The sequence below is a fragment of the Bacillus sp. ISL-47 genome, assembly GCF_018613175.1.
Taxonomy (GTDB): domain Bacteria; phylum Bacillota; class Bacilli; order Bacillales; family Cytobacillaceae; genus Cytobacillus.
The window spans coordinates 37,200-61,621 of record NZ_JAGGQS010000058.1; the positions used below are offsets into that span (position 1 = coordinate 37,200).

24 protein-coding genes are annotated in these 24,422 nt (G+C 40.4%); 6 read left to right on the top strand and 18 right to left on the bottom strand.

All coding sequences use genetic code 11. The features are described 5' to 3' along the window. Positions 1 to 8 precede the first annotated feature (8 nt). The 12 genes from J7I93_RS19595 to J7I93_RS19650 all read right to left on the bottom strand — a co-directional run bounded on the left by J7I93_RS19595 (position 9) and on the right by J7I93_RS19650 (position 10,237). Positions 9 to 1,070 carry a M42 family metallopeptidase gene (locus tag J7I93_RS19595; RefSeq protein WP_214727732.1) on the bottom strand — a complete coding sequence of 354 codons (1,062 nt, stop codon included), beginning with the start codon at positions 1,068 to 1,070 and terminating at the stop codon, positions 9 to 11. A 23-nt stretch (positions 1,071 to 1,093) separates the two neighbouring features. Beyond that, positions 1,094 to 1,969 carry an MBL fold metallo-hydrolase gene (locus J7I93_RS19600; RefSeq protein ID WP_214727733.1) on the bottom strand — a complete coding sequence of 292 codons (876 nt, stop codon included), beginning with the start codon at positions 1,967 to 1,969 and terminating at the stop codon, positions 1,094 to 1,096. Between the two features lie 433 nt (positions 1,970 to 2,402). Further along, positions 2,403 to 2,876: a RidA family protein gene (locus J7I93_RS19605; RefSeq protein WP_214727734.1), complete on the bottom strand. Its 474-nt coding sequence runs from the start codon at positions 2,874 to 2,876 to the stop codon at positions 2,403 to 2,405. A gap of 292 nt (positions 2,877 to 3,168) precedes the next feature. Beyond that, positions 3,169 to 3,519, bottom strand: a complete 351-nt coding sequence (locus J7I93_RS19610) for a 2Fe-2S iron-sulfur cluster-binding protein (RefSeq protein ID WP_214727735.1) — start codon at positions 3,517 to 3,519, stop codon at positions 3,169 to 3,171. A gap of 339 nt (positions 3,520 to 3,858) precedes the next feature. Then, positions 3,859 to 4,539: a GntR family transcriptional regulator gene (locus J7I93_RS19615; protein ID WP_214727736.1), complete on the bottom strand. Its 681-nt coding sequence runs from the start codon at positions 4,537 to 4,539 to the stop codon at positions 3,859 to 3,861. A 39-nt stretch (positions 4,540 to 4,578) separates the two neighbouring features. After that, positions 4,579 to 5,109: a chromate transporter gene (locus J7I93_RS19620; RefSeq protein WP_214727737.1), complete on the bottom strand. Its 531-nt coding sequence runs from the start codon at positions 5,107 to 5,109 to the stop codon at positions 4,579 to 4,581. Beyond that, positions 5,106 to 5,702 carry a chromate transporter gene (locus J7I93_RS19625; RefSeq protein WP_214727738.1) on the bottom strand — a complete coding sequence of 199 codons (597 nt, stop codon included), beginning with the start codon at positions 5,700 to 5,702 and terminating at the stop codon, positions 5,106 to 5,108. The genes J7I93_RS19620 and J7I93_RS19625 overlap by 4 nt, the downstream gene beginning before the upstream one ends. A 92-nt stretch (positions 5,703 to 5,794) precedes the next feature. Continuing rightward, the gene (locus J7I93_RS19630) at positions 5,795 to 6,274 is read right to left on the bottom strand and encodes a GlcG/HbpS family heme-binding protein (protein WP_214727739.1); all 480 of its coding nucleotides are present in this window, start codon (positions 6,272 to 6,274) and stop codon (positions 5,795 to 5,797) included. Positions 6,275 to 6,295: 21 nt separating this feature from the next. Further along, on the bottom strand, positions 6,296 to 7,768 hold the full coding sequence (locus J7I93_RS19635) for an aldehyde dehydrogenase family protein (RefSeq protein ID WP_214727740.1): 1,473 nt from the start codon (positions 7,766 to 7,768) through the stop codon (positions 6,296 to 6,298). A 352-nt stretch (positions 7,769 to 8,120) separates the two neighbouring features. Further along, positions 8,121 to 8,852 carry an iron-containing redox enzyme family protein gene (locus tag J7I93_RS19640; protein WP_214727741.1) on the bottom strand — a complete coding sequence of 244 codons (732 nt, stop codon included), beginning with the start codon at positions 8,850 to 8,852 and terminating at the stop codon, positions 8,121 to 8,123. A 221-nt stretch (positions 8,853 to 9,073) separates the two neighbouring features. Continuing rightward, positions 9,074 to 9,844 (bottom strand): creatininase family protein, encoded by a 771-nt coding sequence (locus J7I93_RS19645; protein ID WP_214727743.1) that lies wholly within the window; start codon positions 9,842 to 9,844, stop codon positions 9,074 to 9,076. Between the two features lie 60 nt (positions 9,845 to 9,904). Beyond that, on the bottom strand, positions 9,905 to 10,237 hold the full coding sequence (locus J7I93_RS19650; protein WP_214727744.1) for a 2Fe-2S iron-sulfur cluster-binding protein: 333 nt from the start codon (positions 10,235 to 10,237) through the stop codon (positions 9,905 to 9,907). A gap of 713 nt (positions 10,238 to 10,950) precedes the next feature. Between J7I93_RS19650 and J7I93_RS19655 the strand changes: the two genes are divergently transcribed. Both J7I93_RS19655 and J7I93_RS19660 read left to right on the top strand, forming a co-directional pair. Continuing rightward, the gene (locus J7I93_RS19655) at positions 10,951 to 11,286 is read left to right on the top strand and encodes a hypothetical protein (RefSeq protein ID WP_214727745.1); all 336 of its coding nucleotides are present in this window, start codon (positions 10,951 to 10,953) and stop codon (positions 11,284 to 11,286) included. A 517-nt stretch (positions 11,287 to 11,803) separates the two neighbouring features. Next, positions 11,804 to 13,186: a hypothetical protein gene (locus tag J7I93_RS19660; protein ID WP_214727746.1), complete on the top strand. Its 1,383-nt coding sequence runs from the start codon at positions 11,804 to 11,806 to the stop codon at positions 13,184 to 13,186. A 192-nt stretch (positions 13,187 to 13,378) separates the two neighbouring features. On the opposite strand, the gene J7I93_RS19665 is transcribed toward J7I93_RS19660, so the two are convergent. Further along, the gene (locus J7I93_RS19665) at positions 13,379 to 14,074 is read right to left on the bottom strand and encodes an NAD(P)-binding domain-containing protein (RefSeq protein ID WP_214988211.1); all 696 of its coding nucleotides are present in this window, start codon (positions 14,072 to 14,074) and stop codon (positions 13,379 to 13,381) included. 115 nt (positions 14,075 to 14,189) lie between these two features. Further along, the gene (locus J7I93_RS19670) at positions 14,190 to 15,635 is read right to left on the bottom strand and encodes a hypothetical protein (protein ID WP_214727747.1); all 1,446 of its coding nucleotides are present in this window, start codon (positions 15,633 to 15,635) and stop codon (positions 14,190 to 14,192) included. A gap of 568 nt (positions 15,636 to 16,203) precedes the next feature. Here J7I93_RS19670 and nadX point away from each other — a divergent pair. Continuing rightward, positions 16,204 to 17,010, top strand: coding sequence for an aspartate dehydrogenase (gene nadX, locus J7I93_RS19675; RefSeq protein ID WP_214727748.1), 807 nt, complete (start codon positions 16,204 to 16,206; stop codon positions 17,008 to 17,010). A gap of 543 nt (positions 17,011 to 17,553) precedes the next feature. Here nadX and J7I93_RS19680 read toward each other — a convergent pair. Then, positions 17,554 to 18,228 (bottom strand): GntR family transcriptional regulator, encoded by a 675-nt coding sequence (locus J7I93_RS19680; RefSeq protein ID WP_214727749.1) that lies wholly within the window; start codon positions 18,226 to 18,228, stop codon positions 17,554 to 17,556. Positions 18,229 to 18,307: 79 nt separating this feature from the next. Beyond that, positions 18,308 to 18,928: a spore protease YyaC gene (gene yyaC / locus J7I93_RS19685; protein WP_214727751.1), complete on the bottom strand. Its 621-nt coding sequence runs from the start codon at positions 18,926 to 18,928 to the stop codon at positions 18,308 to 18,310. 311 nt (positions 18,929 to 19,239) lie between these two features. Here yyaC and J7I93_RS19690 point away from each other — a divergent pair, with 311 nt between their 5' ends. Next, complete coding sequence (locus J7I93_RS19690; protein ID WP_214727752.1) at positions 19,240 to 19,383, top strand: hypothetical protein; 144 nt, start codon at positions 19,240 to 19,242, stop codon at positions 19,381 to 19,383. Positions 19,384 to 19,441: 58 nt separating this feature from the next. Here the strand turns inward: J7I93_RS19690 and J7I93_RS19695 are convergent, their stop codons facing one another. Further along, complete coding sequence (locus J7I93_RS19695; protein ID WP_214727753.1) at positions 19,442 to 20,572, bottom strand: M14 family zinc carboxypeptidase; 1,131 nt, start codon at positions 20,570 to 20,572, stop codon at positions 19,442 to 19,444. Positions 20,573 to 20,934: 362 nt separating this feature from the next. Between J7I93_RS19695 and J7I93_RS19700 the strand changes: the two genes are divergently transcribed. Both J7I93_RS19700 and J7I93_RS19705 read left to right on the top strand, forming a co-directional pair. Beyond that, complete coding sequence (locus tag J7I93_RS19700; protein WP_214727758.1) at positions 20,935 to 21,840, top strand: DMT family transporter; 906 nt, start codon at positions 20,935 to 20,937, stop codon at positions 21,838 to 21,840. Positions 21,841 to 21,895: 55 nt separating this feature from the next. Next, the gene (locus J7I93_RS19705; protein WP_214727754.1) at positions 21,896 to 22,831 is read left to right on the top strand and encodes an acetamidase/formamidase family protein; all 936 of its coding nucleotides are present in this window, start codon (positions 21,896 to 21,898) and stop codon (positions 22,829 to 22,831) included. 51 nt (positions 22,832 to 22,882) lie between these two features. Here J7I93_RS19705 and J7I93_RS19710 read toward each other — a convergent pair whose 3' ends face one another. Then, positions 22,883 to 24,130 (bottom strand): helix-turn-helix domain-containing protein, encoded by a 1,248-nt coding sequence (locus J7I93_RS19710; RefSeq protein WP_214727755.1) that lies wholly within the window; start codon positions 24,128 to 24,130, stop codon positions 22,883 to 22,885. Positions 24,131 to 24,422 lie beyond the last annotated feature (292 nt).

Sequence of the window (24,422 nt, forward strand, 5' to 3'; positions counted from 1 at the left end):
TCCATTAATTAAAAAGGAAATTTTTGATCTTCCTCCAGATTTAAGATAAATGCTTTAACCAAATCTTTTGTGGCTTCAAGGTCCGCATAATCAATAACCTCAACGGGCGAATGGGCATAACGGGAAGGGATTGAGAGAACACCTGTTGGAATTCCCTTATTGGCGTAAGCCACTGCACCGCCATCTGTTCCAATTCCCGGGAAGACTTCAAGCTGATAAGGTATTTTGCTTTCCTTTGCCTGCTTTATCAGTAAATCTTTCATCGTTTTATGTACAATCAAACTGAAATCCATCACTTTAATGCCTGTTCCTCTGCCCAGACCGAGACTGCCATCCATAGTTTCTTCTGGTGTATCACTGACCGCAGTCGTATCAATAGCAATAGCGGCATCGGCTTTTAAATGTTCTGCCGCTGTTTTAGCTCCTCTTAAACCGACCTCCTCCTGAACTGCGAAAAGGAAAATCAATTCGCCGGCAAAAGATGCATCTTTTATTTCTTCAAGTGCTTGTACCAGCACAGCGCACCCAGCCCGATCATCCAGTGCCTTCGATCGAATCTTTCTGCTCTTTTCAGGGCCAAAAACCTGGAACCCGGTACCCCAGGTAACAGGTGTTCCAACTTCAATACCCATTTCCGCCGCCTCTTCTTTTGAAGAAGCACCAATATCAATATACATTTGAGAATGCTTTCTCACTTTATTTGGGTCATCAAATTTTACATAATGCGCAGACATTGTTCCGATCACACCATGCACATCACCTTCTGTCCCTATCACTTTCACCGGCTGAGCAAGAAGAATGCGGTCATCGTTTCCGCCTAATTTTTCAAAACGCAGCAGGCCGTTTTCTTCTATCTTTTTAACCATAAAGCCGATTTCATCCACATGAGCCGTTAGTAAAATAACCGGTCCAGGCTTCTCACCTTTCTTCCTTGCTATCACATTCCCGATTGGGTCAATCATGACGGAGTCCGTTTTATCCTCCAGATACTCCTTTAAATAGTAGGATACGGCATGTTCATAACCGCACGGACCCGATAAGCTGGTAAGTTTTCTTAGTAAATCTATCATTTTTTTAGCTCCTTTACACGATCTTAGTTGTCAATTTGCCGTTCATTTTCGAGTTCAAACCCATTCACAAAATACTCTATTGTCTCAAGCTCCTTCTCATTCAGTTCACGATTTATAGACGTTTTATAGGCCTTTCTAATTTTTTCTGAATGCCCTTCTAATTGCTCGGTTAGTTGGGCAGCCTTTCTAAGCAAATTGGCTTCTTGGAGGTATTCATTCCTCGAAAGGGCCTTCCAGTGGGATAGTATATATGTATCTGCATCAAATCGATCTAGCGAATCCAATAATTGAAGCATACGCTTTGACGTGTAGTTCCATTTGCTAGAATAAAGGTTTGCGTATATGGCATCTCCCAAAAATAAAATTTTTTCTTCCTTAATATATATAACCACAGAATCTGCAGAATGGTCCCCTCCAACATGCTGCACTTGACATGTAATTCCGCCTAGATTGATTTTCAGCTGTTTTTCGAATGTCACCTCGGGCAGTTTGATTCTAATATTTCTTTCTATACCAAACTCTTTCTTTATCGCGCTGGCGCAAAATTCAATCTCAACTCCCATCAGCACTCGGTCATCTAATGCTTCATCTGTCCACTCAAACGGAATAAGCTTTTTCATTTCAGCTTTTGTTTGACTTGAAGAAACAGAGACCATATCCAAAGCTGGTAAGCCAAAAATATGATCCCAATGCCAATGTGTCAGCACAACCATACTTGGTGCCGGAATATCATGCCTCGCAAGCTCGCTTAAAAAGTAAGCTGCATGCTCCTCGGAATTACCCGCATCAATCATCAAAGTTCGATTCTCGCCGACAACTGCACCCAAAATAGGCCTATCTGTCTCAGAAACAGGGGTCTGATACCAAAATCGATCACTGATTTTTTCTAAAGTTTGCATAAAATCTCCCCCTATTATTGCTTTCTTACATTAATTCGGTAAAAATATCTGGACACCTTTTTCTATTTTAAAAAAATAGACTGTTTTCGAAACTATGTTGCTTTTTTAACAAACATTGGGGGGAGTTTGATTTCCGTTTTTAGAAACGCTGTTTTCGCAAAGTTTGTTGCTTTCGAACCAAGTTTAATCACTGAGTTGATTGGAGCGGAAGGCGCGAGACTCCTACGGGAGTAGCGTTCCAAGGGAGACCCCGCAGACGCAGAGCGTCGAGGAGGCTCCCGGTAGCCCCGTGGAAAGCGAGTGCCTGCAGCGGAAATCAACGGGTAAAGTTCTTAAGAAAAAACAACAATCTATACGAAAAGAGCCTTTAGAAAAGAGGCAAAAAATAAAAAGCTGCCCATATTACTGAGCAGCCCATTAAAAGAATTTAAAGCTATTTAATTTCAACAACCATTTCAATTTCTACCGGGGCTCCTCCTGGGAGAGAAGCCATTCCTACTGCTTTGCGTGCATGTCCATTTTCTTTACCGAAAATTTCGTGAAGCAGATTTGATGCGGCATTTATAACGGCTGGATGGTCTTTAAAGTCACTAGTTGCAGCAACGTATCCATCCATTTTGACTACTCTTTTGACTTTGTTTAAATCTCCAATAATTCCTTTAAGGGCTGCCAGTGAATTTAGCGTACAGATTCTTGCTGCCTCCTGAGCTTCCTCGATACTGATGTCTGCTCCAACAGTCCCAGTGTACTTCTGGCCACCATTTACTCTTGGCGTTTGACCGGATAGGAAGACCATATTTCCTGAGATAACCCCCGGTTCAAACGGCATCTTGACATCAACTAGAACAGGAAGCTGGATATTTAACTCTTCCAATCTTTCTTCAATGCCCTTTTTCAATCCTTCCATTGCTAAGCCTCCTGGGAAACACTTTGTTTTAATGAAGAATAAAGCTTTTTCGTGAACTTGAAAGAGCGGTGAGTATAATAAACTTTGGCAAAAGCATGATTTTCACAAAGCGAGCATTTGATTTGGTACGGAGCTTTTCGAATATGAGGCGTTTTCAATAATTGTATAACTTCTTTTAGATGACTATTGCAAACCCACATTATTTCACCCTCTTTTGGTATTCTTTTAAACTCTTCAATCTGTAATAGGCAAGTTTAGATACGTCTATTACAGATTGAAATGTGCCGGCATATCAATTGCTTGCAGATACAGTCGGCTTTAATTTATCCGGCTTTCTTTTTTTCACCTGGCTGGTTACTTCCTCGTCCCAGGAGATGGCGATATCACCGTTTGTGACAAATGTCTGGCATCCTAAACGATAGCCTTTCTCCAGCCACTCTTCCCCCAATTTTCTTCTTTCCTGAATTTTGACATTATCCAGGTATTGGGATCCTTCTTCTGCTTTAAAGACACATGTTCCGCAAATTCCGCCGCCACAGCGATTTGGAAGTTCTCCATCATAACGAAGCGACATTCTTAATATATTTGAATCCTCAGGCACCTCTAATTTCTTATTGCTGTTTACAAAATAGATGTTTGGCATGATCGATTTCCTCCTTGTTCTTCTCTTCTTGGTATACAATATACCATATAAATAATATTCAGACAATATAAAACTTTTAAAAAATTAAAGTTTTTCTTTAGGCTGTTTTCCCTAGCTTTGTAGTTTTTTAACTTTTGGCAACAGAGGGGTGATTACCACTACAGAATGCTCGAACCATACGTTCCAATCAACCACTTTTATTTCTCACTGATCCTTTTCTCAATTCCTTTAAAGAAACAACTTTTAAACAAGTGCCTTTCTTTATGCATTTTTTTACTGTTCTACTTGCATCTGAAAATATGGAAAACAGGCTGCTCCAGGATAGCCGCCTGCTTAAGTCTAGTTATTAAACTTCTTTTTAATGCCTTCCATATAGGCTATATAGGCTTTCTTTGAATTCTCAATATGAATCCTCATCAGGTACTCAGCTATTTCAGTATCTTTGTCACGCAGTGCCTTCATGATATCGATATGTTCTTTTAGTGAATCCTTCCTTCTGCCTGGTGTTTCATAACCCATATTGGCAGCCATATGAATAAAATCGATAAGGCCGGAAAGAATTTCGTATAATTTAGGGCTTTTGGATGCTTTATTAATTAGCCTATTCATTTGGATATGCTCAGAATTAAAGTTTTCTTCAGCCTGTTCATTAAGTTCCATCAGTTCTTGAATTTTCCGGTCCAATTCTTTTTGTGTTTCCCTATCCATTCTTTGGGCTGCCAATTTTACAGCAAGGACTTCCAGGGAAGAGAGAATCGTAAATACCTCCAATACTTCATCTTCTGAAATATTGGAAATAACAACTCCTTTTCTTGGGACGGTTTTTACAAAGCCTTGTGATTCAAGCCGGAATAAAGCCTCACGAATTGGGGTGCGGCTTATATTCAGCTTGGCAGCCAGTTCTCTCTCAACTAGACGGTCGCCAGCCTGGTACTCCCCTTCTAAAATTAACTTTTTTAAGTACAGATAAGCATGTTCGCGTATTGATATTAGCTGATTTTCCTCCCATGTTTTTTCCATTTTTCCACCTGCTATTATTTTTTTATAGTCCGATAGAGATTAAGATAAGAAAATACCTCCATAAAACAATGCGCCAAAAATGACGAGAGAAGGATGTACCTTGAACTTGATTAATGTTAAATAGCTGACTGCTGCAAGCAGCACAAGATGAAGGACGCCGCTGTTTTCAAACGCTGTTAAAAAGAATTGGTATGCCATGACAGCCAGCAGTACAGCAATGATCGGCTGTACGGACTTCGTCATAAGTTTGACCTTAGGCGAGTCTTTAAATAAGTTAACAAACTTAAACAGCAAAATGACTGCCAAAGCGGATGGAAGAATGGTTGCTGCAAGAGCTATAACCGCTCCTAATACCCCGCCTAATTCGTAGCCGATAAAGCCTGCCATTTTTGTGGCGATGGGACCCGGCAGAGCATTCGCTATAGCAAGTACATCGCCAAACTCAGATAGAGTCATCCACCCATTGTTGTTTACCACTTCAATCTGAATCAGCGGGATGGTTGCCGGTCCGCCTCCGTAGCCTAATAAATTCGCAATTAAAAACGCCCAGAAAATATCCCAATAGATCATGAGCTTTTCTCCCTTACTGGAATGAATTCTTCCTTAACACTCTTCTCAGTCTTTTCTTTCCGATGCGCTATATAAAAAGCAGAAATCAGGACAGCCGCAATCAATATTCCCGGATGCCATTCCATAATCTGGACAAAGATTAATGATATGGCCGCGAGCAACAGTGTTTTCGCCATGCCCAGTCCCTTGCTGCCTTTTTGGAAAAACCGGTAGGCCATTTCAGCAAGCATAAAGCCGATAACAGGTGTTACACCTTGGACCATTCCGCTTACGATAGGCGATTGGCGGAACGAGTAAAGCACGCCCAGCAAGCCAAGCATGGCGATGATGGATGGCAGGATATGTGTAAGGATTGCTACGGTTGCCCCAAGCCCTCCTTTTACTTTAAAGCCAATATAAGCTGCCATTTTTGTTGCTATAGGCCCAGGCATCGTATTGGCTAAAGCTAAAATCTCCCCAAATTCTTCCTCACTCATCCACTTATATTTTTTAACCGCCTCAAATTCGATCAGCGGTATTGTCGAAGGACCTCCTCCATACCCTGTCACACCGGTGCGGGCAAATCCAATCGCCAATTCAAGATAAGGTTTCATGCGATCCTCCCTCTCTATCCTCTTTCATAAGTTCCTATGACTGAATAAGGACCCCATTCCGCTATTGCCATAACGAATGAGGCCCTTTTCTATTATCTTTTTATGTCTGCTTCTGTTACCACTTCATATCCGTCTTTTTCCAGATAAGATTGAAGTGCTTGTAAAGCAGCGGTTCCAACAGCCGTATCTTGCTCGCCATTCCCGCCGCTGATTCCGATTCCTCCAACTACTTCTCCGTTTACCACGATTGGGAAACCGCCAACAAACACAGCAAACTTCCCGTTAAGCATATGCTGGATGCCGAATGCTTCATTTCCTGGCAGTGCCGGGCCGTTTGGCTCTTTATTAAATAAATGAGTCGAACGTTTATGGCCTGAAGCTGTATAGGCTTTAGCAATGGCAATTTCAGGGCCTGTGATTCTAGCTCCGTTCATCCTTTCAAGAGCAAGCAGGCTTCCCCCATCATCTACAATTGCAATCGTTTCAAGGACATTAATTTCAGCTGATTTTTCCTTCGCTGCTTCAATCATTAATTTTGCTTCTTCTAGTTCCAATTTAAGGGCTGTTTTCATGTTCATTCTCCTTCTATCTAATTAGTAGCCGATATAAACAGTTTTGACTTGCGTGAAGAATTCAAGGCCAACTCTGCCGGATTCACGGAAGGTTGCCGTGCTGGATTGCTTCAAGCCGCCGAACGGAGCATTAATCAAGTTGCCGGTCGTTGTCCGGTTCACTTTTACCGTCCCTGCCTGAATGTCTTTTGTGAACCTGTTTGCCGTTTTTAAATTATTGGTCACAATCGAAGCAGACAATCCATAGTTAACATCATTCGCGATCGCGATGGCTTCTTCATATGTATCTACTTCGATAACGGCAATCACTGGACCAAATATTTCTTCTTTGGCAATGCGGTGATTTGGTTTTACATTGGTGAAAATGGCCGGGGATACAAAGAATCCTTTCTCGTAAGCAGCATTGGTCAAATGTTCACCGCCATATACAAGTTCAGCTCCATCTTCTTTGCCGAATTCAATATACTTCAAAACATTTTTTAATTGCTTTTCATTTGCAAGCGGGCCGATTTTAACTCCCTCTTCAAAACCGTTGCCGATTTTAAGGGCGCTTGTTTTTTCGATCAATTTTTGAACGAAGGCTTCTTTTACTTCTTTCAATACTATAACTCTGCTTGTTCCCGTACACGCTTGCCCTGTTAAGGAGAAGCCTCCATTTACGGTTAACGTCGCAGCAAGGTCAAGATCCGCATCATCCATGACAACGAGCGGATTTTTCCCGCCAAGCTCCATTTGGGTACGGGTAGTGAAAGAGCTCTTGCGGTGGATATCTTCTCCAGCAGCGGTTGAACCGGTAAAAGTGACAGCTTTAACAGCAGGATGAGTGACTAATGGATCCCCAACATCAGATGCCCTGCCAGTGACAAAGTTCAGGACACCTTTTGGCAGTCCAGCCTGCTGCAATGCTTCAACAAGACGAACAGCGATTAGTGGAGTATCTGAAGAAGGTTTGAAGACAACTGTGTTGCCTGTAATTAAAGCTGGAGCAATTTTTCTGGCAGCAATGGAAATAGGAAAGTTCCAAGGTGTAATGACACTCACTACCCCAAGCGGCTCTCTTTCCGTGGATACTTTCATATTCGGGTCATCATTCGGGAAGGTTTCGCCTGTGAAGCTTTGGCCTTCAACTGCATAATAGCGAAGCGTCTGTGCTGATCTTAACACTTCATTTTTAGCATCATTCACATGCTTTCCTTCTTCTCTTGACAGTTCTTCCGCATATTTGGCCGAATTTTCTTCCAGAATGGAAGCAGCTTTGTTTAAAATGGCAGCCCGCTTGGATGGGGCTGTTTTTGCCCATTCTGGAAAAGCTTCGTTTGCAGCTTCGATTGCCTGTTTTACATCGGTTTCATTTGATGCCTGAAAAACACCAACTACATCTTCAGTGTTTGCAGGATTTACGCTATAAAACTTTTTTTGGCTGGCTGATTCCTGCCATTCTCCGTTAATGTAGTTATGGAATGTTTCTACTTTTGTTGTAATCAAAACGATCACCTTACTTTCTGTTTATTTCTCCCTTTACTGCGCCAAATTCATAGTTATAAAAATAGCCGCCACTTAGACCTCGATTGACAAGATTTAGTGTGACGGCCTGGAATTGAAAATTCTTCAACTTGAATGAGTCTTTTTTGGTTATTTAGCTCCGGTAATTTGGCCTGTTGATTTCCGTTTCAGGAGCTCGCTTTCCGCGGGGCGGGCGGTGAGCCTCCTCGCCGCTTCGCGTCTGTGGGGTCTCACCTGTCCCGCTCCTCCCGCAGGAGTCTTACTCCTTCCACTTCAATCAACAGGGTGCTAAATCATTTAGTTGGCTTTCATACAGCCAATACTATTAATAATTATTTCATATTTATTTAGCTTCTACTAAAGATCCCAAATCCTGTTCCAGGTACTCTCTCCATAGGCCATCCATGTACATGCGGCGCATTTTGGCACCTGTACGTACTACTTCCAGGCAGCGCTGCTGCAGTTCTGGCGTGTCTGCGTGGTCTAGTACAATTTTGTAGCCGCGTTCGCCATGGATTTCATCGGATACGATGTGAAGGTCGAAGAATTCAATTTCTTCATCTGTAAATCCATATTGTGCACGAAGAGCAGGGGTTTGTTTACGATAGATATCAGGTACCTGAGACTCAAGGCCAACAACTAGAGCTGCTGTTGCAACAACAAAGTTTTCTCGAGCAGCCACTGCGTAGCACCAGCTTTGCAAACCTAATGTTGTTGGAGCCATGTTTTCAGGATTGATGACGCGTTCACGAGTTGTTCCGCAAGCTTCAGCAAAGCGAATCAGCAGGTCTGTATGACGGTCAGCAGCAATTTCTTCTTCATACATATTTTGAAGTGTGAAGTCTTTTGCTGCTTCGAATTTTGGATCTGATGGAGTGTTATGGTAGATATACGCTAAGTAGTCTGCGAAAGGTCCTACATAGTGGTAATGGTTTTCAGCCCATCTTGCAAAGTGCTTTCTTTCAAGCTTTCCTTCAGCCCAAGCTACTGTAAATGGAGCTTTCTGACTATGATTTCCTTTAATCGCTTCCTCTAGTTCTTTGCGAAATTCATCTTTAGATAATAATTCTGGCATGTATAAACTCCTCCTCGATTTTTATGTAGCCTATTGGCATTTGATATTTTGTATACCAAAACTTTTAAAAAATAATAGGTTGCTATTTTACAACCTCTATTCTTCTTGTTTTTTTGGTCTTTGGTATACCTTAATTGAATAATAACCTATTCTTTTTCACTTGTAAACACAATTTTTAGAATTTTTTAAAGATTAATTAAAGTTTCTGTTGAGAACTAGAATTAATATAGCAGTTCAGCTTTGAGATCAAGCAGCTCGGAAAGTTCTTCAGTAAGATTCTTTAAGGCTTCATCTACAATTTGCTTACCAATTTCCCTAGAGCCCTGTCTGCCATCTCCAATACATCCGTTTTGGGTCATTTCCTCATAGAAATAGAATCCCTGGACCGCTTTGCCAGGCCGCAGCCTTTTCCATCTTCCATCCTCTCGAATATCGCCTTTTTCTAATAGTTCGGTTCTGACCAGTTCAGGTGCCAGGTACAAAGCTTCTGAAACTTCACGCTCACAGCTGTGACCAAAAAGAGGCGATTTTACAAATTTCCCAATTGACTCCTTGGCTGATGCGGTTGTTTTTGCATAGTAGACTTCAACATCCAATTCTTTTGTAATCGTCATGGCGGCAAGATTCAAAGTAGATTGGTTGCCTCCATGTGAATTTAGAAATAGAAACTTCTTAATACCATGCTGCTTCAATGACGAAACCATATCTTTCAAAACAGCAATCAAGGTTGCTGGCTGCAGTGAGATTGTTCCAGGAAAATGCATGTGATGCTCGGATACCCCCATATTCACAACAGGAGTCACAATGGCATATGGAAACATTCTTTCTCCCAGCTTTATTGCCATCTTCTCCGCAAGCACTGCATCACAGCTTTCAGCCATATGCGGCCCATGCTGTTCATGTGCACCGACTGGAATAATAGCAATTTCAACTGTTTGTAATGACTCTTCTACTTCTTTCCAAGTCATTTTCGTTAGATCATAACAATTCATTTAATAATCACCCGCTACTCTAAGGTATTTTGTATACCATTTAATTTAAAAAATAAAAAACTATTTCGTAATAGCTGCTGTTGTCTTCTTTGGCGGAGTTACAGAGATATTTTCCTGAGATATTTCAATATCCTTCTGAATTGTTAGTTGGCAAGTTAATCTGTAGCCCTCATTCACCTTGTCACCTAGCATTTTTTCCTCTTTCCAATTAGGCGGTGCTAAATCTTCTCCCCCGCTAATAACAACGCAAGTACACTTTGTACATCTTCCCATTCCGCAGCCATACTTTAACTCTGGGAATTGGCGGATCCCCGCTAATACTACTAAATTTGCATTATCTTTTACTTGCTGTTCCACTTTCTTCCCATCAACATGGAGAGTAACCTTTGGCATATCATTACCCCTTTCAGTTTATTCGAAAAATTTAGATACTTTCAAAAAGTATACAACCTTTCTGGAAGATTGGCAAATAGGATTTTTTTAATTTAGGCTGTTTTCGCAAACTTTGTTGCTTTTTAAACAAATATTGTAGAGAGGTTGATTTCCGCTCCAGGCTGCTCAGCGAACGCGGGGTAGGCGGTGAGCCTCCTCAGCGCGCTGCGCCTGTGGGGTCTCACCTGTCCCACTCCTCCCGCAGGAGTCTCGCACCTTACGCTCCAATCAACCAACATTATTTATTGTTCTATTCATAAATCTATTCAAAAACAACAATCTTTTAGAAAACAGCCTAATTTATTATCTGTGATAAGTTATCTACTGATTTAGAATCGTGTTGACTTGAGGGGAAGGTACGGGACAAGCGAACCAAGGGAGACCCCGCAGGCTTAGAACGCCGAGGAGCTCTCAGTAGCCCTCGGAAAGCTAGTGTCTGATCGGAAATCAACACCTAATTTTAACCGGCTATCATTATATATTTTTTATCACTTTAACGGAATTATTAAAAAATTTAGAATATATCATTGAACATTTCTTCTCCTTGTTATAAAATACATTTAAGATATATGGTATACAATATTCCAGACGGGAGGAGATATGCGAGAAGCATACATATTAGGAGAGACATTTTTTCACCTGCGCATTCTAAAAATATTAAAGGAGTGGTAAATATGGGAAAATATATTGTTTTAACAAATAAAGATACCTTCCAAACGATTCTAGAAAATGAGGGCTTAAAGCCGGTTGAAACCTATCATTTTTATTTCTTCGATAAATTAAAGGCAAAATACACGATCGCAGAGGTTTTAGATGAGAATATGAAAATCCAGTTGTTTGAAGAATATGAAGGAAAAGAATATGTTAACCATATCGGTGTGAAATTCTTTGAGCGATTTGGAACCCTTGAAGCAGCCCGCGAGGAATTAGATGAGATTGTAAAAGCTTCAGGCAACAGTGAGGACTCTATCCACTCCAAGCTTGTTAAGTCTGATGAAGTAGCTGTGTAAACCTCTTTTAATAAGAAGATTTTGAACCCGGAGGAAGCTTCTCTTCTTCCGGGTTTGTTGTTCAGGAAGAGAATGGTTCAGCGGAATATCTTGTAGTGGATCGCTTTATATACTAACTATGAACTTTCAAAGGTCTCTGTAAAATAAAAAACCGCCAAGGATGGCGGCCTGGTTAGAATTTTAATGTCTTTCTCAATCGCGCTAATTTTCTTTCGGATTTTTCAACTGCATATTTAGAACCAAATAGAAAGTTGAACATTGGGATTTCCTCCTTTTTTTTCTTTCCTGTTATCATTATTATATAATGAGTTTTACTGGTTTACAACTAAATTGTATACCAAATACCATAATTTTATTTAATTTATGGCAAATTGGTGAATTAAACCTTTAAAATAAACATTTTGGTATACAACCTTAATTTAAAAAGGGTTTTTAATTTCTTTTCCCTTAACAAAAGATATTTCATTCACGATATTATAAGATGAAGGATTCTTTAATGATTGCGAGGGTGTCTGATATGCTTAGAGTTTTATTTTTATCTGTCATTAGCCTATATTTGCTGTCCACTCTAATGCCTGAATGGAAGATCGGTCCCCTCCTCTCCATTTTATGTTTCATTATTGTTGTTTTGACATTCAGGATTGCAAAGAGATTCGTCCAAGTCTTGGGGGGCATCTTCCTTGGGCTCGGGGTTTTGCTGCTTTGGACAAGCGGCTCACAGTGGCAAAATTATATCCTTGCTTTTGGACCGATGCTTGACTTGCTTACCATGTTTACTTTAATACCTATCTTGGGAATTCCCATTAGGATTGGGAGATATGGCGAGGGGATACAGGCGATTATTCAGAAAAAAGTAAAGACTTCCGGCCATTTATATATGATGACTTCCGGTATCTCTTACTTTTTTAGCATTTTTATGAACCTTGCAACGCTTCCCATGACATACTATTCCATACGTCCAGCGCTGGGAAGCTTTCCGGTCCGGAATAAGGAGCGGTTTATGAGCAGGGCGATCTCGAGAGGTTTTGCCATGCCTTTATTATGGGCTCCTGTTACACCCATTGTTGGGATTGTTATTACAATGACTGGAGTTAGCTGGGGATCCATCCTTCCCTATGTCATTCCGTTAAGCATGTTGGGATTAGGATTGGATTGGTTTATTGGTTCCCGCAAATCCCAAACGATGGCCATCCCACCCACTGAAAAATCCGTACATGAAACGGCAGCAGCTCTGGAAGGAGGCTTTGCGGGGCGGCCTGGCCGGGTTTTTCAAATTCTGGTTGCAATTGCTATCTTTAATCTTATTGTTTCCCTTGCAGAAACTCAATTCTCATTGCCGTTCTTAATTCTTGTCTCATTGATTGTCATTCCATTTGCGTTTAGCTGGGCCCTCTTCCTAAAAAAAGGAAAAGAATTTGGCAATCAGCTGATTGAACACCTTCAAACTTTTTCTATGAGCATGAAGGATCAATTCTTCATCTTTCTATCTACCGGATTTTTTATTTCAGCTATTAATTATTCCAATTTCAATGAAAAATTGTATGGCTGGATTGCAGCTTTTATTGACGTTGCAGGAGTGGAAATTTTTCTGATTATCCTGCCACTCATTCCTTTGGGACTGGCCTTTTTAGGCCTTCACCCTGCAGTATCACTCGCTTTAATGATTGAAGGTGTTAACCCGGATGCAATCGGAATCTCTCCGCACATTTTGACAGTCGCGATGCTGTCAGGAGCTGTTTCCTCCTTTTTGGTAGGTCCTTATAATGCTACGCTGGGCCTTATGTCAAACATTATTAAAGTCAATTCCTATAAAGTGTCCAACTGGAATATGCCATTTGCAGCTATATATGTTGCTTGTGTTATGCTGTATTTATTCTTATTAGAAAGCCTGTTAAGTTAATAGATTTCCGGGTCCCCGCTGCAGGTGCAGGGGGATTTTTTATCGATTTGGCCGATAAAAATGAATTTTCGTTGATATATGCTTGCTTTTCATTGATATATCCGTGATTTCGTTGATATGCCTGGTTTTTGTTGATATCCGAAAACCGGGCTGAATATGATTGCTCAAAGGCAAAAAAAGATGCTGATGTAGTCAATCAGCATCTTTTTCACTGCTTTCTTTTATTTCTCTCACAATCTCCTGTGCAAAATGACCCAAATTGCCTTCGCTATAGGAGCGGATGACTTCAGGAGCGAGTGATGTGAGTGCCCTTTTTATATAAGCGGACGGGTAGCCTTTATTGGTGAAGTCTTTTTCGATTTCCACTGCCGTTTTTACTGCATAATAGGTAGCCAGTTTGTTAATTTCAACTAATCTGTCTTCGCCATCTTTATTGATTTTTCCCAATGGTTTGTATAGTTCCATTACTTGTTCTGGCAAATGCTCCTCGGTAATAAACAATCCATTTCCATGCTCCAATAAATCTCTGGAATGGCCCATATATTTTATGCCATACACATTGTAAGACGGGAATCTCTTGCAGACTACTTTTGTAGGCAGAGCTGTAGCCATATTGATAAAGATTACCGAGGAAGAAAGTGCTTCAGCTGCTATGTTTTCCATAAAGGGAATCACCTTGCCGGCCGGCAAAGCCAATATGAGGATATCCACCTCTCTCAGATCCTGTTCATTTAATAAATAACCGTTTGGAAAACGCCGAATAAATTGTTCGGCTTTCGTCCTGCTTGGATGATAGATACCTATTTGGATGTTTTCTTCATTCCAATGCGCCATCATAGCTGCACCCAATTTTCCAATGCCCGCCAAGGCAACTTTGAGTTTCTTCACTAGATCACTCCTTATCTGCTAAACACTTTTAACTATAAAAAGGGCTTTCCTTCAGTTAGATTATTTCTAACTTTGCAGGATAGCCCTCTATTTTTCAAGCATGCTGATTATACTTTTACCAGATTAGTATTCCAATTAGAGTTGCGAGGAATAGGCTGGTGATAACCGGGATAAAGTTTTTCCTGGCCAATTCGAGCGGAGAAAGCTGCAGGAAGCCTGCTACTGCCACAAGGGATGACCATGCAACAATTGTTCCTCCTCCCCAAATGGCACCCATTTGTCCAATCGCTGCCAATGTGGAAGGATCGATGCCGCTTCCATTTGCCAATGCACCAGATAATGCACCGGTTAATGGCAGGCCAGAAAAGCCTGAACCGTCCAATCCTGTGATAAGTCCAACAATTAAAATACCAAAACCTGCAATAAATGCATTTTCGGGAATATAGGATTGGCCTGCCTGGATCATATCAAACAAAAATGCCGGTTTGGCAGCGCTTTCATCTAATGATAGGATTGTGCCTGTGAAGTCTGCACTTCCCATAAAGAAGAATCCGGCAATCGGAATAACGGGTGCCATCGCCCTGAACGCAAACACAAAACCTTCTGTCAAATGATCGCTAATCTTATCTAAAGCATGGATGCGGTTAAATGCAATGGTCGCGAGCACCAACAGAAGTGTTGCAACCCCTCCGATAAATGCAGCTCCATCTGTTCCTTCAAAGCCTGTTGCTCCAGTTAATTTTGATTGGAACATATAAATCATAACAGCAAGCATGGATAAAGGAACTAAAACAGCAAATACCTTTCCCCATGTATTTTTTCTCTGGATCGCTTCAGCACTTTCTTCTGCTGTTGCAGCAAGTTCATTGGCTACACCGAAAAAAGCTGCATCTTCAGGATTAAGCCCCGATTCAGCGTTATCATTCTTGACGATTGATTTTCTATGAGCAAAATAGATATAGGCAAGTGCACTTACTCCAGTAATCAATGAAAGAACTAACGTTTTATCAGCAACTAACACTTTATCAATGCCAGCTGCTTTGGCACTTAGCATCGGTGCTACTTGCATAATATAATCTGAAGAAAGAGCCATACCTTGGCCTGCGATAACAATAACCATCGCGGAAGTCATCACTGGAAGACCAGCACGCACCGCTGCAGGAACCAGCAAGGCGCAAATAAGCGGAACCGCAGGAGTTGGCCAGAAAAATAATGAAATGACGTATGTTGTCACCATTAAAACAAGGTACGAAACATGCCCATTCACCATGATTTTTTCAATCGGACCAATAAGCTTCTTATCAGCTCCCAAGTCTTTCAAAGAATTAAGTAAGGCAATCATGAGGGAAATGATTAAGAATATGCTAAAAAGCTCTTTTGCTGCCAGGAGGTTCGCGTTAAAAACGGCCTGGAAACCTGATATCAAATTTCCTTTATAAATGACTGCCACTAAGAATGTTCCCATAATAACCGGCAGCACAACACCTCTCCTAAAAAGCATCGTGGCAATAACTGACACAGTTACAAGTGCATATACCCAATGAGCAAATGTTAATTCCATTAATTCCCCTCCATTTTTTTATGAAATGTAACTCCCTATTAAGAAAAGCAAATAGATTGTAAAATTCTGGTTGAAAAGAGGCTATGATTATGCTTGATCTAGCTGTCTATGTATACCTCATTCTCACAATTAGAAAATATGACCAGGAGGATAAGAAAAATTTACCAAATAGCATACTGCATTTGGTGGATTGTATACCAATTATGGTTAAAAAAACATGTTGCCTTCTTTCGAGTAGCTCATGAAGGTTCATTCTACTGTACAACTATTATAATGATTTCAGCTTGCTTTTTACCTACTCTTGAAACTGGTAAGACCCTACCTGCTAATCACCTCCCATTGCCACTATTAATAACTTGTATACTATAATAACACTAAAAATGTATATTGTGCAAATAATTTTGAAAATTTAGATGTTTTAGCAAATTCCTGAAAATACCTTGCATTTTAATCTGTATTTGGATAGAATCAATGGTAAATTTGTATATAGTATATCGTATACCAAAAAATGCGTTTGCTTCCCCTTTTCACCATATTAATAGAATACATAAAATAAGGAGTGTCCTATATGTTAAAAGCTGGAATCATCGGTTATGGTACGCTTGGAAAAGGCATTGCAGAGTTAATAGAGGGAAACCAGGCCGGCAATATTGAATTAAAAACAATACTTGTTAGAAGAGAAACAGATTCTATGAAAGCATCTCAGCAAACATTTGGTTTTACTGCAGATGAAGAAGAATTTTTTAATGGGGATTTAGATATTGTCATTGAAGCAGCAGGTCATCAAGCTTTACAGATGTACGGGGAGAAAGCACTGGCAAGCGGCAGCCACCTTATTATCCTTTCTGTTGGGGCGCTGGGAGACACGGATTTCTTTGAAAATCTTCAAGAAACGGCCCAAAAGTACAATCAGCAAATCTTTATTCCTTCTGCAGCCATTGCCGGACTGGACCGAATCGCTGCCGGGGCTTTGGGTGAGATCGAAGAGATAACCCTTATAACAAGGAAACACCCGAGGAGCTGGGCAGGTACAATTGCAGAGGAAAAAGTAGATCTAGCAACCTTAACCGAGCCAGTTTGCATTTATGAAGGCAACGCACGTGAATCCTCGAAGTTATTCCCGCAAAGCGTAAATGTTTCAGCGGCTTTAAGTCTTGCCGGTGTCGGCTTTGAAAACACAAAAGTACAGGTTTTTGCTGATCCGACCATTCAAACAAATACTCATACCATCAAAGCGAAAGGCTATTTTGGCGAAACTGAGATATCCGTTTCAAATGTGCCTTATGAAACAAACCCTAAATCCAGTCCGATTGTAGCCATGAGTGTGGCAAAAGTATTAAAAAATTTAACTTCACCTTTGGTAATTGGAGTATAAAAAGCTGGGTATTATTGAATTTAGCAGCTTTGGAGTTCATTGAGGGACGATTTCGGTCTGATTACTACTGTAATGGTAGTTATCGAGTGGATTAACTACCATTTGACGGCGCTCACTCCTGTTTTGGTCGTTAATTGAACGGATTTACGACCATTTCCGGGCATTTACTCCTGTTTTGGGAGTTAACCGCACGGATTAACGACGATTTCGGGGCATTCACTCCTGATTTGGGAGTTAATCGCACGGATTAACGACGATTTCGGGGCATTCACTCCTGTTTTGGGAGTTAAACGCACGGATTAACGACGATTTCAGGCGATCACTCCTGGTTTGGGAGTTAATCGCACGGATTAACGACGATTTCAGGCGATCACTCCTGATTTGGGAGTTAATCGCACGGATTAACGACGATTTCGAGCGATCAAAGCTGATATGGGAATAAGCAAGTGGATTAACGATGAAAGCGATGCAGTACAAGTACATAATTGGGTTATCGTAGTTCATGAGGCCTAAAAAATAAGAAAGAGCATATACTGCTCTTTCTCAGTCTTTCTTTTCGCTCGGCTGAACGGCTTCTACATATGCTTTTTTAGAGTTTTCAATATGTATTTTTGTTAAATATTCTGCCATTTCTATTTCTTTATTGACAATCGCTTCCATAATTTTTAAATGCTCTTCCATTGACTGTTTCGCCCTGCCTGGGTTTTTGTGGCCGATCTTTGCAAAAGCCCGGATATAATCGGATAGTCCGCTTAGCATTTCGTAAAGCTTTACATTTTTTGCAGAGCTGTATAGGAGATGATTCAGGTCCCTATGAAGGTCGGAAGCATCCTCATCAGGATGATTCAGGTAATTTTCAACCTTTTTAATGCTTGCTGAGAACTTGCTTTTCGTCTCATCATCCAGCTTTTGCACTGCTAGTTTCGCAGCTAGAACCTCAAGAGAAGAAAGGATCGTGAATACTTCTATAATTTCTTTTTCAGAAATATCTGCCACGATAACCCCTTTTCTTGGCACGGTTTTGACAAACCCCTGGGATTCCAGCCGAAAAAGCGCTTCGCGAATTGGCGTCCTGCTGATGTTCAGCCTTTCTGCAAGTTCCCGTTCCACCAGCCGGTCTCCCGCTTTAAATTCACCATCTAATATTAAATCTTTAATATGAAGATAAACTCTCTCGCGAATAGAGATCAAATTATCCTCCGTCCAATTATTCCCCATCAAGTTCCCTCTTTCTCTTGGTATACTTTATACTGATTATAACTTACCTATTTCCAGAACAGCAATTTTTCTGGTTGTTTTAACCAAAAATACTTTTCTCTTCATTCCCTCTTGATATTCTGTCATTCCCAGCTACTCGTGCAATAATTTCACTAATAATCTCAGCCAGCTTTAAAACAGTGTATAATCGAGTACTGTTTAAGGAATGGACAGGGGATAAAGGATCTAGCGTATTGACGATCGCCTTCAAGTGGTAATCCCCCACACTTGGCAAAACCCTATTGACAGCATTCCCAGGAATAAATGGGCCTTCTCTCATTAATATATAGCCAACTTGCCGCTCATCCCCCAGACAGGCATCAATCCCGAATACAAACGGATCCTCATGGGATTCATGTATTTTTTTTAGAACTTTCTTGATATTTAAAGCATGGACCGGCTCTTTAAGGGTTCCATACACTGGGTAAGAAATATTCCGTTCTTCTAAAAGTTTTCCAACCATAGGGCCCAGTGAATCTCCTGTCGAACGGTCAGAACCAATACACAATATAACAATTTCCTTTGAAGTACTGTAGAAGATATCTTCCAATTTGGAAACCATTTTTTCGATTTCAGCTTCTTCTGTCGTTTCCTTTACTGATATATAACTAGCTGCGTCCACTATTTTTTTGCTTTTTTTGTTCATTGAAAAAGGCCACATTACCTGCTTCCCCTCCTCTCCTGTAACGATATTATGTAAAGTGTTCTATCTGATAACCGCTATTTTGCAATGTTTATATTTTTTTAGCAATGATAATTATTCTTAGTGTAAACAATGAATGCAAAAAAGGGAAATATTAATATAGTTAAGCTTATTACTTCATTATGTACCCTTGCAGACACATATATATTCGAAAGACCCTTTTTACAATCATACTAAAAAGCATTCATTAAGGGTTCATGCAAACCATATTAATTTGAGGAATATTTTGGTTGCTTATACAAACTCTATTATTAACGGAGGTGAACAACATGGCTAAAAATCGAAATGAATTTCAGAACAGCGACACTCATCAGGAAGTGTTAATGAATCGGGTAAATCAGACCTTTGATAAAATGACAGAAGACGTGAAGAATATGGTAGGTGAAAATGAAAAGAGGAAGAATAATAAATGAAGTAAAAAAGAAGCTGGCATAAATACCAGCTTCCGTCACTTTTATTCTCTGGGTTATCTTAAAACCCTGATGCCCCAACAGGAACAATACCGTTATAATCCGTCCAGTAACCTGCTAAAGGATAGGCCGGTATATCATTCCAATGTTCTGGATCCACTTCATTGACCTCTCCTGTCACATATCCATAAACAAGGGATTTTAAGGCTAAATAGTTTTGTTTTGTTAAGTATCCATTCGATTTTTGGCCAAGGCTGCCATCGCTTGAATTTCCTTTTGTTTCAAAAAACACTGCCGGATGGCTGTAATGGTCTGGGTTCAAACCGTTATAATTCAATCCCATCATCATCGCTGACACAACTCCGCCTTTAATATCAATATCGTAGCCAACCTGGTTTTCACTATCAACAATCTGGTAACGGTCGATATGAGTATAGCCATATCCGCTCATTTCGTCATAGACGTATGCAAGCATCTGTCTGGTTACATCATTGTAATTCTTATAACCAGGCAATGTTGGCCCATTCGGAGCAAGAGAGACCCCAAGGGAGAAAGAAGTCGCTTCATTCGTACCATAAACCTGCTTTAATCCCTGATGATGCAAGTCAATGGCGAAGTCCGGCTTCAATTCTGCCCAATAGGAATAAACCACTTCAGATTCTTTAGCTTTAAAGCCGCCTTCCACCCAATCACGATTTAAATCAAGTAATTGTCCAGTTTCCATAATCTTCGTGCCGCGGGTATTCATTTCCGCCCCATCCGGATTATACATTGGAATAAAATAAAGAGTGGACTCTTCCAGGACTGTTTGAACTTCCTTTGAATTGTTGCTGGCATAAGTTTTTAACAGCTGCAGCGCTGCCTCTGTTACCAGTTTTTCATTCCCATGGATTTGTGCCTGAATCCAGATCTTTTTTTCACCAGTCCCTACCTTTGCTGCATAAATGCTTCTGCCCTGCTCTGATTTTCCGAAGCGATCCAAAGTAAAAACTTCTACTTTCCCCTTGCTTGTCTGTTCAATGCTTTTGAGAGTTTTAACAACTTCCTCATAAGAAAGCATGCTGTTAATGTTTGTGTTCCCTTCTGTTGATGGTCCTCCTGGAACTGTCGCCGCGAAGGAAAGCGTGGAGAACAGCAATACAAATATGGCTGTCAGCATGCTGGCTTTCCCTGCAATGTTCATCTTCTTCATATGTATTCACCCCTTTAATGTAGTCCCGTTTTCATTCGGGACTCTAAAAGAATAGTATAAGAAGATCTTGACTATTAATAGAGTTGAAAGTATGAATTTTCAGCCAATTAAAAGTACAGGATTTTGGTTATTCTCCTATTTTTATAGTACAAATATAGGACAACAAATGCTTTTCTCCTTTAAACCGACAAAGAATTGAAAAATAAAGCAATCATTCATCCTCCCTTTTTCCTATATTTAAATGCTTGCCTTTATCGAAAAAAATAACTATTTCGCGTTCCGAAAAAGATGCTATAATACTATTTATAAAAAATTAAAAAGAAGGCGAAGATTTGAAAAAGAGATTATGGCTTACATATGGAATGCTGACATTAGCAACTGCCACCTGGGGCAGTGCGTTTATTGCCGGAAAGTTTGCTGTACAAAGCTTTGAGCCCGCTACGGTAGCTTTTCTGCGATTTTTGGGAGCTGCTCTCCTGCTTTTCCCGCTTATGTGGATCATGGAAAAGGATCGGCAGAAACCTTCATTAAAAGATCATGGCTTGTTTGCTGTTCTTGGCTTAACCGGAATTGCCCTGTATAATATCTGTTTCTTTTTAGCTACCAAACATGCACCGGTTATTAAAAGCTCTTTATTTATTGCCTCCAACCCAGTGCTAATCGTGCTTTTATCAGGGTTATTTTTAAAAGAGAAGATTACAAGAAACAACATCATTGGAATGGGAATTGCTTTGACAGGGGTTGCTTTTATCATTACGGACGGTCACCTGCTCACCCTTTTTCAATTCGGTTTTGAACCAATTGACTTTGTATTGCTCGGAGCTGTTGTGAGCTGGGCCCTATACAGTGTCGTGGGTAAAATCGTACTAAAGAAATTTAGCTCAGTCGAATCCACCACTTATGCAGTGGCATACGGAACAGTCTTTCTGATGCCATTTGCTTTAACTGAGACATCTTGGCAGGATGTCCAGCAAGCCAGCATGATAACTTGGACTGCTATTGCTCATATGAGCATTTTCGTTACAGTTGTTTCCTTTGTTATGTATTACAACGGAATTAAAGAAGTGGGTGCAGCCAAGGCTTCTATTTTTATCAATGTGATGCCAGTTTCTGCTGTTATTATGGCTACCGTCTTTTTGGGTGAAACCTTCACATTGGCTCATGCCATTGGGGCAGGCTTCGTTTTAACAGGCGTTTATGTAGGCACGAATACAACATTATTTAATAAAAAGCATCGAAATAATGTGCTGAGAAATAAGACTGCTTAGATTACTAATCAAAGCTAAGAAATGTACATAATAAACGTTTAAGGGGAGAACATTTATGATTCATACACTTTCCATAAAAGATCAGCATCTTCACGGTTCATTCAGCAATGAATACCAGCCTATTTTAACAATAGATTCGGGAGATTCCCTCCGGCTTCAAACGCCAGATATCCAATGGGGGTATTCTGGCACAATGGATGAAGAGCGCGTTGTTTTTCATTCAAAAGAGAATGAGGAGAAGCCTGGACATCCGATGGTAGGACCTATCGAAATCAAAAAGGCCAAGCCTGGAATGGTTTTGGAAGTAAAGCTTAATGATGTAGTGCCTGGATGGTATGGACGAAATTGGGCTGGAGGCAATAAAAGCTGGCAGAACGATCAGCTTGGTTTAACTGGCGGAGAGCGAATTCAATTGGATTGGGAACTGAATCCGGTCACCATGACAGGGACCAGCCAGATTGCAGGCCGTCCATTTCATGTAGCCCTTAATCCATTCATCGGATTGATGGGCGTTGCACCTGCAGAGCCAGGGGTTCATTCAACTTCTCCACCACGATATTGCGGCGGTAATATTGATTGCAAAGAGCTTGGCAGAGGAAGTACCTTATATTTGCCGATCTCAGTAGAAGGAGCTCTTTTCTCCATTGGCGATGGCCATGCGGCACAGGGAGACGGGGAAGTATCCGGGACAGCCATCGAATGTCCAATGGATTTAGTTGATATTACGTTAACGGTTAGAGAAGATATGCATTTAAAACTGCCAACAGCCAATACTCCTTCAGGCTGGATTACATTTGGTTTTCATGAGGATTTGAATACTGCAGCTGCTGATGCTTTGAATGGAATGGTGGAATGGATCCAGGAGACACATAGGCTTGGAAAAGCTGAAGCACTAGCATTAGCAAGTGTAACGGTTGATTTGAGAATTACACAGGTGGTAAATGGGGTTAAAGGAGTCCATGCTGTGCTGCCGCATGGGGCGATAAGGTAAACAACAATAAAGGCTTGTTACCGGCTGACACAGGTGAACAAGCCTATTTTTCTAGTCATAATCATAGTAGCTTTTTTGCTTGCCAATAAACGAGCTTGCCAATTCCAATGCTTTTTGGTCGTCTCCCTTTTTAGAGTAATAATGAAATAGCTTTCTCTCGTAATGGTCGATTAAAATGCCATAGCCAATTTTCTTAAAGAAAGGGAGGGCTGACTCTTCTATTAGTTGATAATAATTTTCTTCTTCATCTTTTAGCAAATGAAGATGCAGCTGAAAATTGATCAGCGTGTAAGAATCCATTTCCTTTGCCTGCTTCAGCCCTTTTTCCGCTAGTTCGATTAACGTTGCACGGGATTCCAGGCTGCCTTTAAAGCAGGTATGTAAATATCCATCCAAGGCTGTTAAGTAATGAGGGGCGTTTTTATCCGTTAATTTAAGTGCTTCCTTATAGAGAGCAGCTGAATCCGGATATTTCTTTCGACGAAAGTATTCAAAACCAAGATTATAATAGAGCTTGGATTTCCTGTCACCTGAATTGCAGGCATCACATAATTTAATGAGCTGTTCATATTTTTCTTTCGTCTCAAAGAAATCATGAAGCTCCTTTGAGTTGAGCTGGATAATTAAAAGCATTTCTGTATCAATAATGCGCAGGATGTTTAAGGTTCGCTGAAAATATTGAAGAGCCTTTTTACCATAATAGTAGGCTGTAATATTTGAATGGATTGAATGATAGGCAATCGCCAAATGATAATAATATTCTTCATGATGGTATTGGTCTTGGTCGATTGAAGTTAAACTGCTGATGCAATCACGATATTGCCCGGTTAGAAAATAGTAAATTCCCAATATATGCTTTAACATATTATGGTCATGGGGTGAAAGTGCCGTATCGTTCTTTTGAATTCCCTGTATGATCTTATAAGCTGAATCCAATTGATTCACAGATAAGTAATATCTCGCTGAAAGCATGCAATATAATAGCTGAAATTCTGGCATATGGATAAGTGATTCTTCTTCCAGTTCGTTTTTAAGTGTTTCTGATTCATGAATACGCTGCATAATCATGTGTTCATGCCATTCATTCAGCCTTTTGGAAAGCTCATGATATCGATTCATTTCATCTTCAGGATTAATGTTAAGTTTCTTGGCAAGCAGAAGTGTAATTTCCCCTGAATATTCGGTGATTCCCCGTTCAATTTTACTTAAATGGGTAACGGAACAAATCCCTTCTCCCAGCTGCCCCTGTGTAAGGCCTGCTTTTTCTCTGTAAAATTTAATGATTTTCCCTAATATCATGCTGCACCTCGGTTAAAAGTTTCTATTATTATAGTTAAACTCTAAGCGACTTTCTATAGATTTTAAAAAAAAAGCAGGAGAATCATTCTCCCTCTTTGAGCACACTTTCCTTTAGGTACTAAACAAATCATCTTTTAGATAATTGTTTGTGAGGCACGTGTTTCCTATTGAACATGATTTGTGAACTAATATGAAGCCCTTTTTTCTTTCCTTGCTTCGGTTTTCGTCGTCATGATAGCACCATGAAGACCTTTCTTCTTTCCTGGCTTCCGTTTTCGTCGTCATAAGAGCT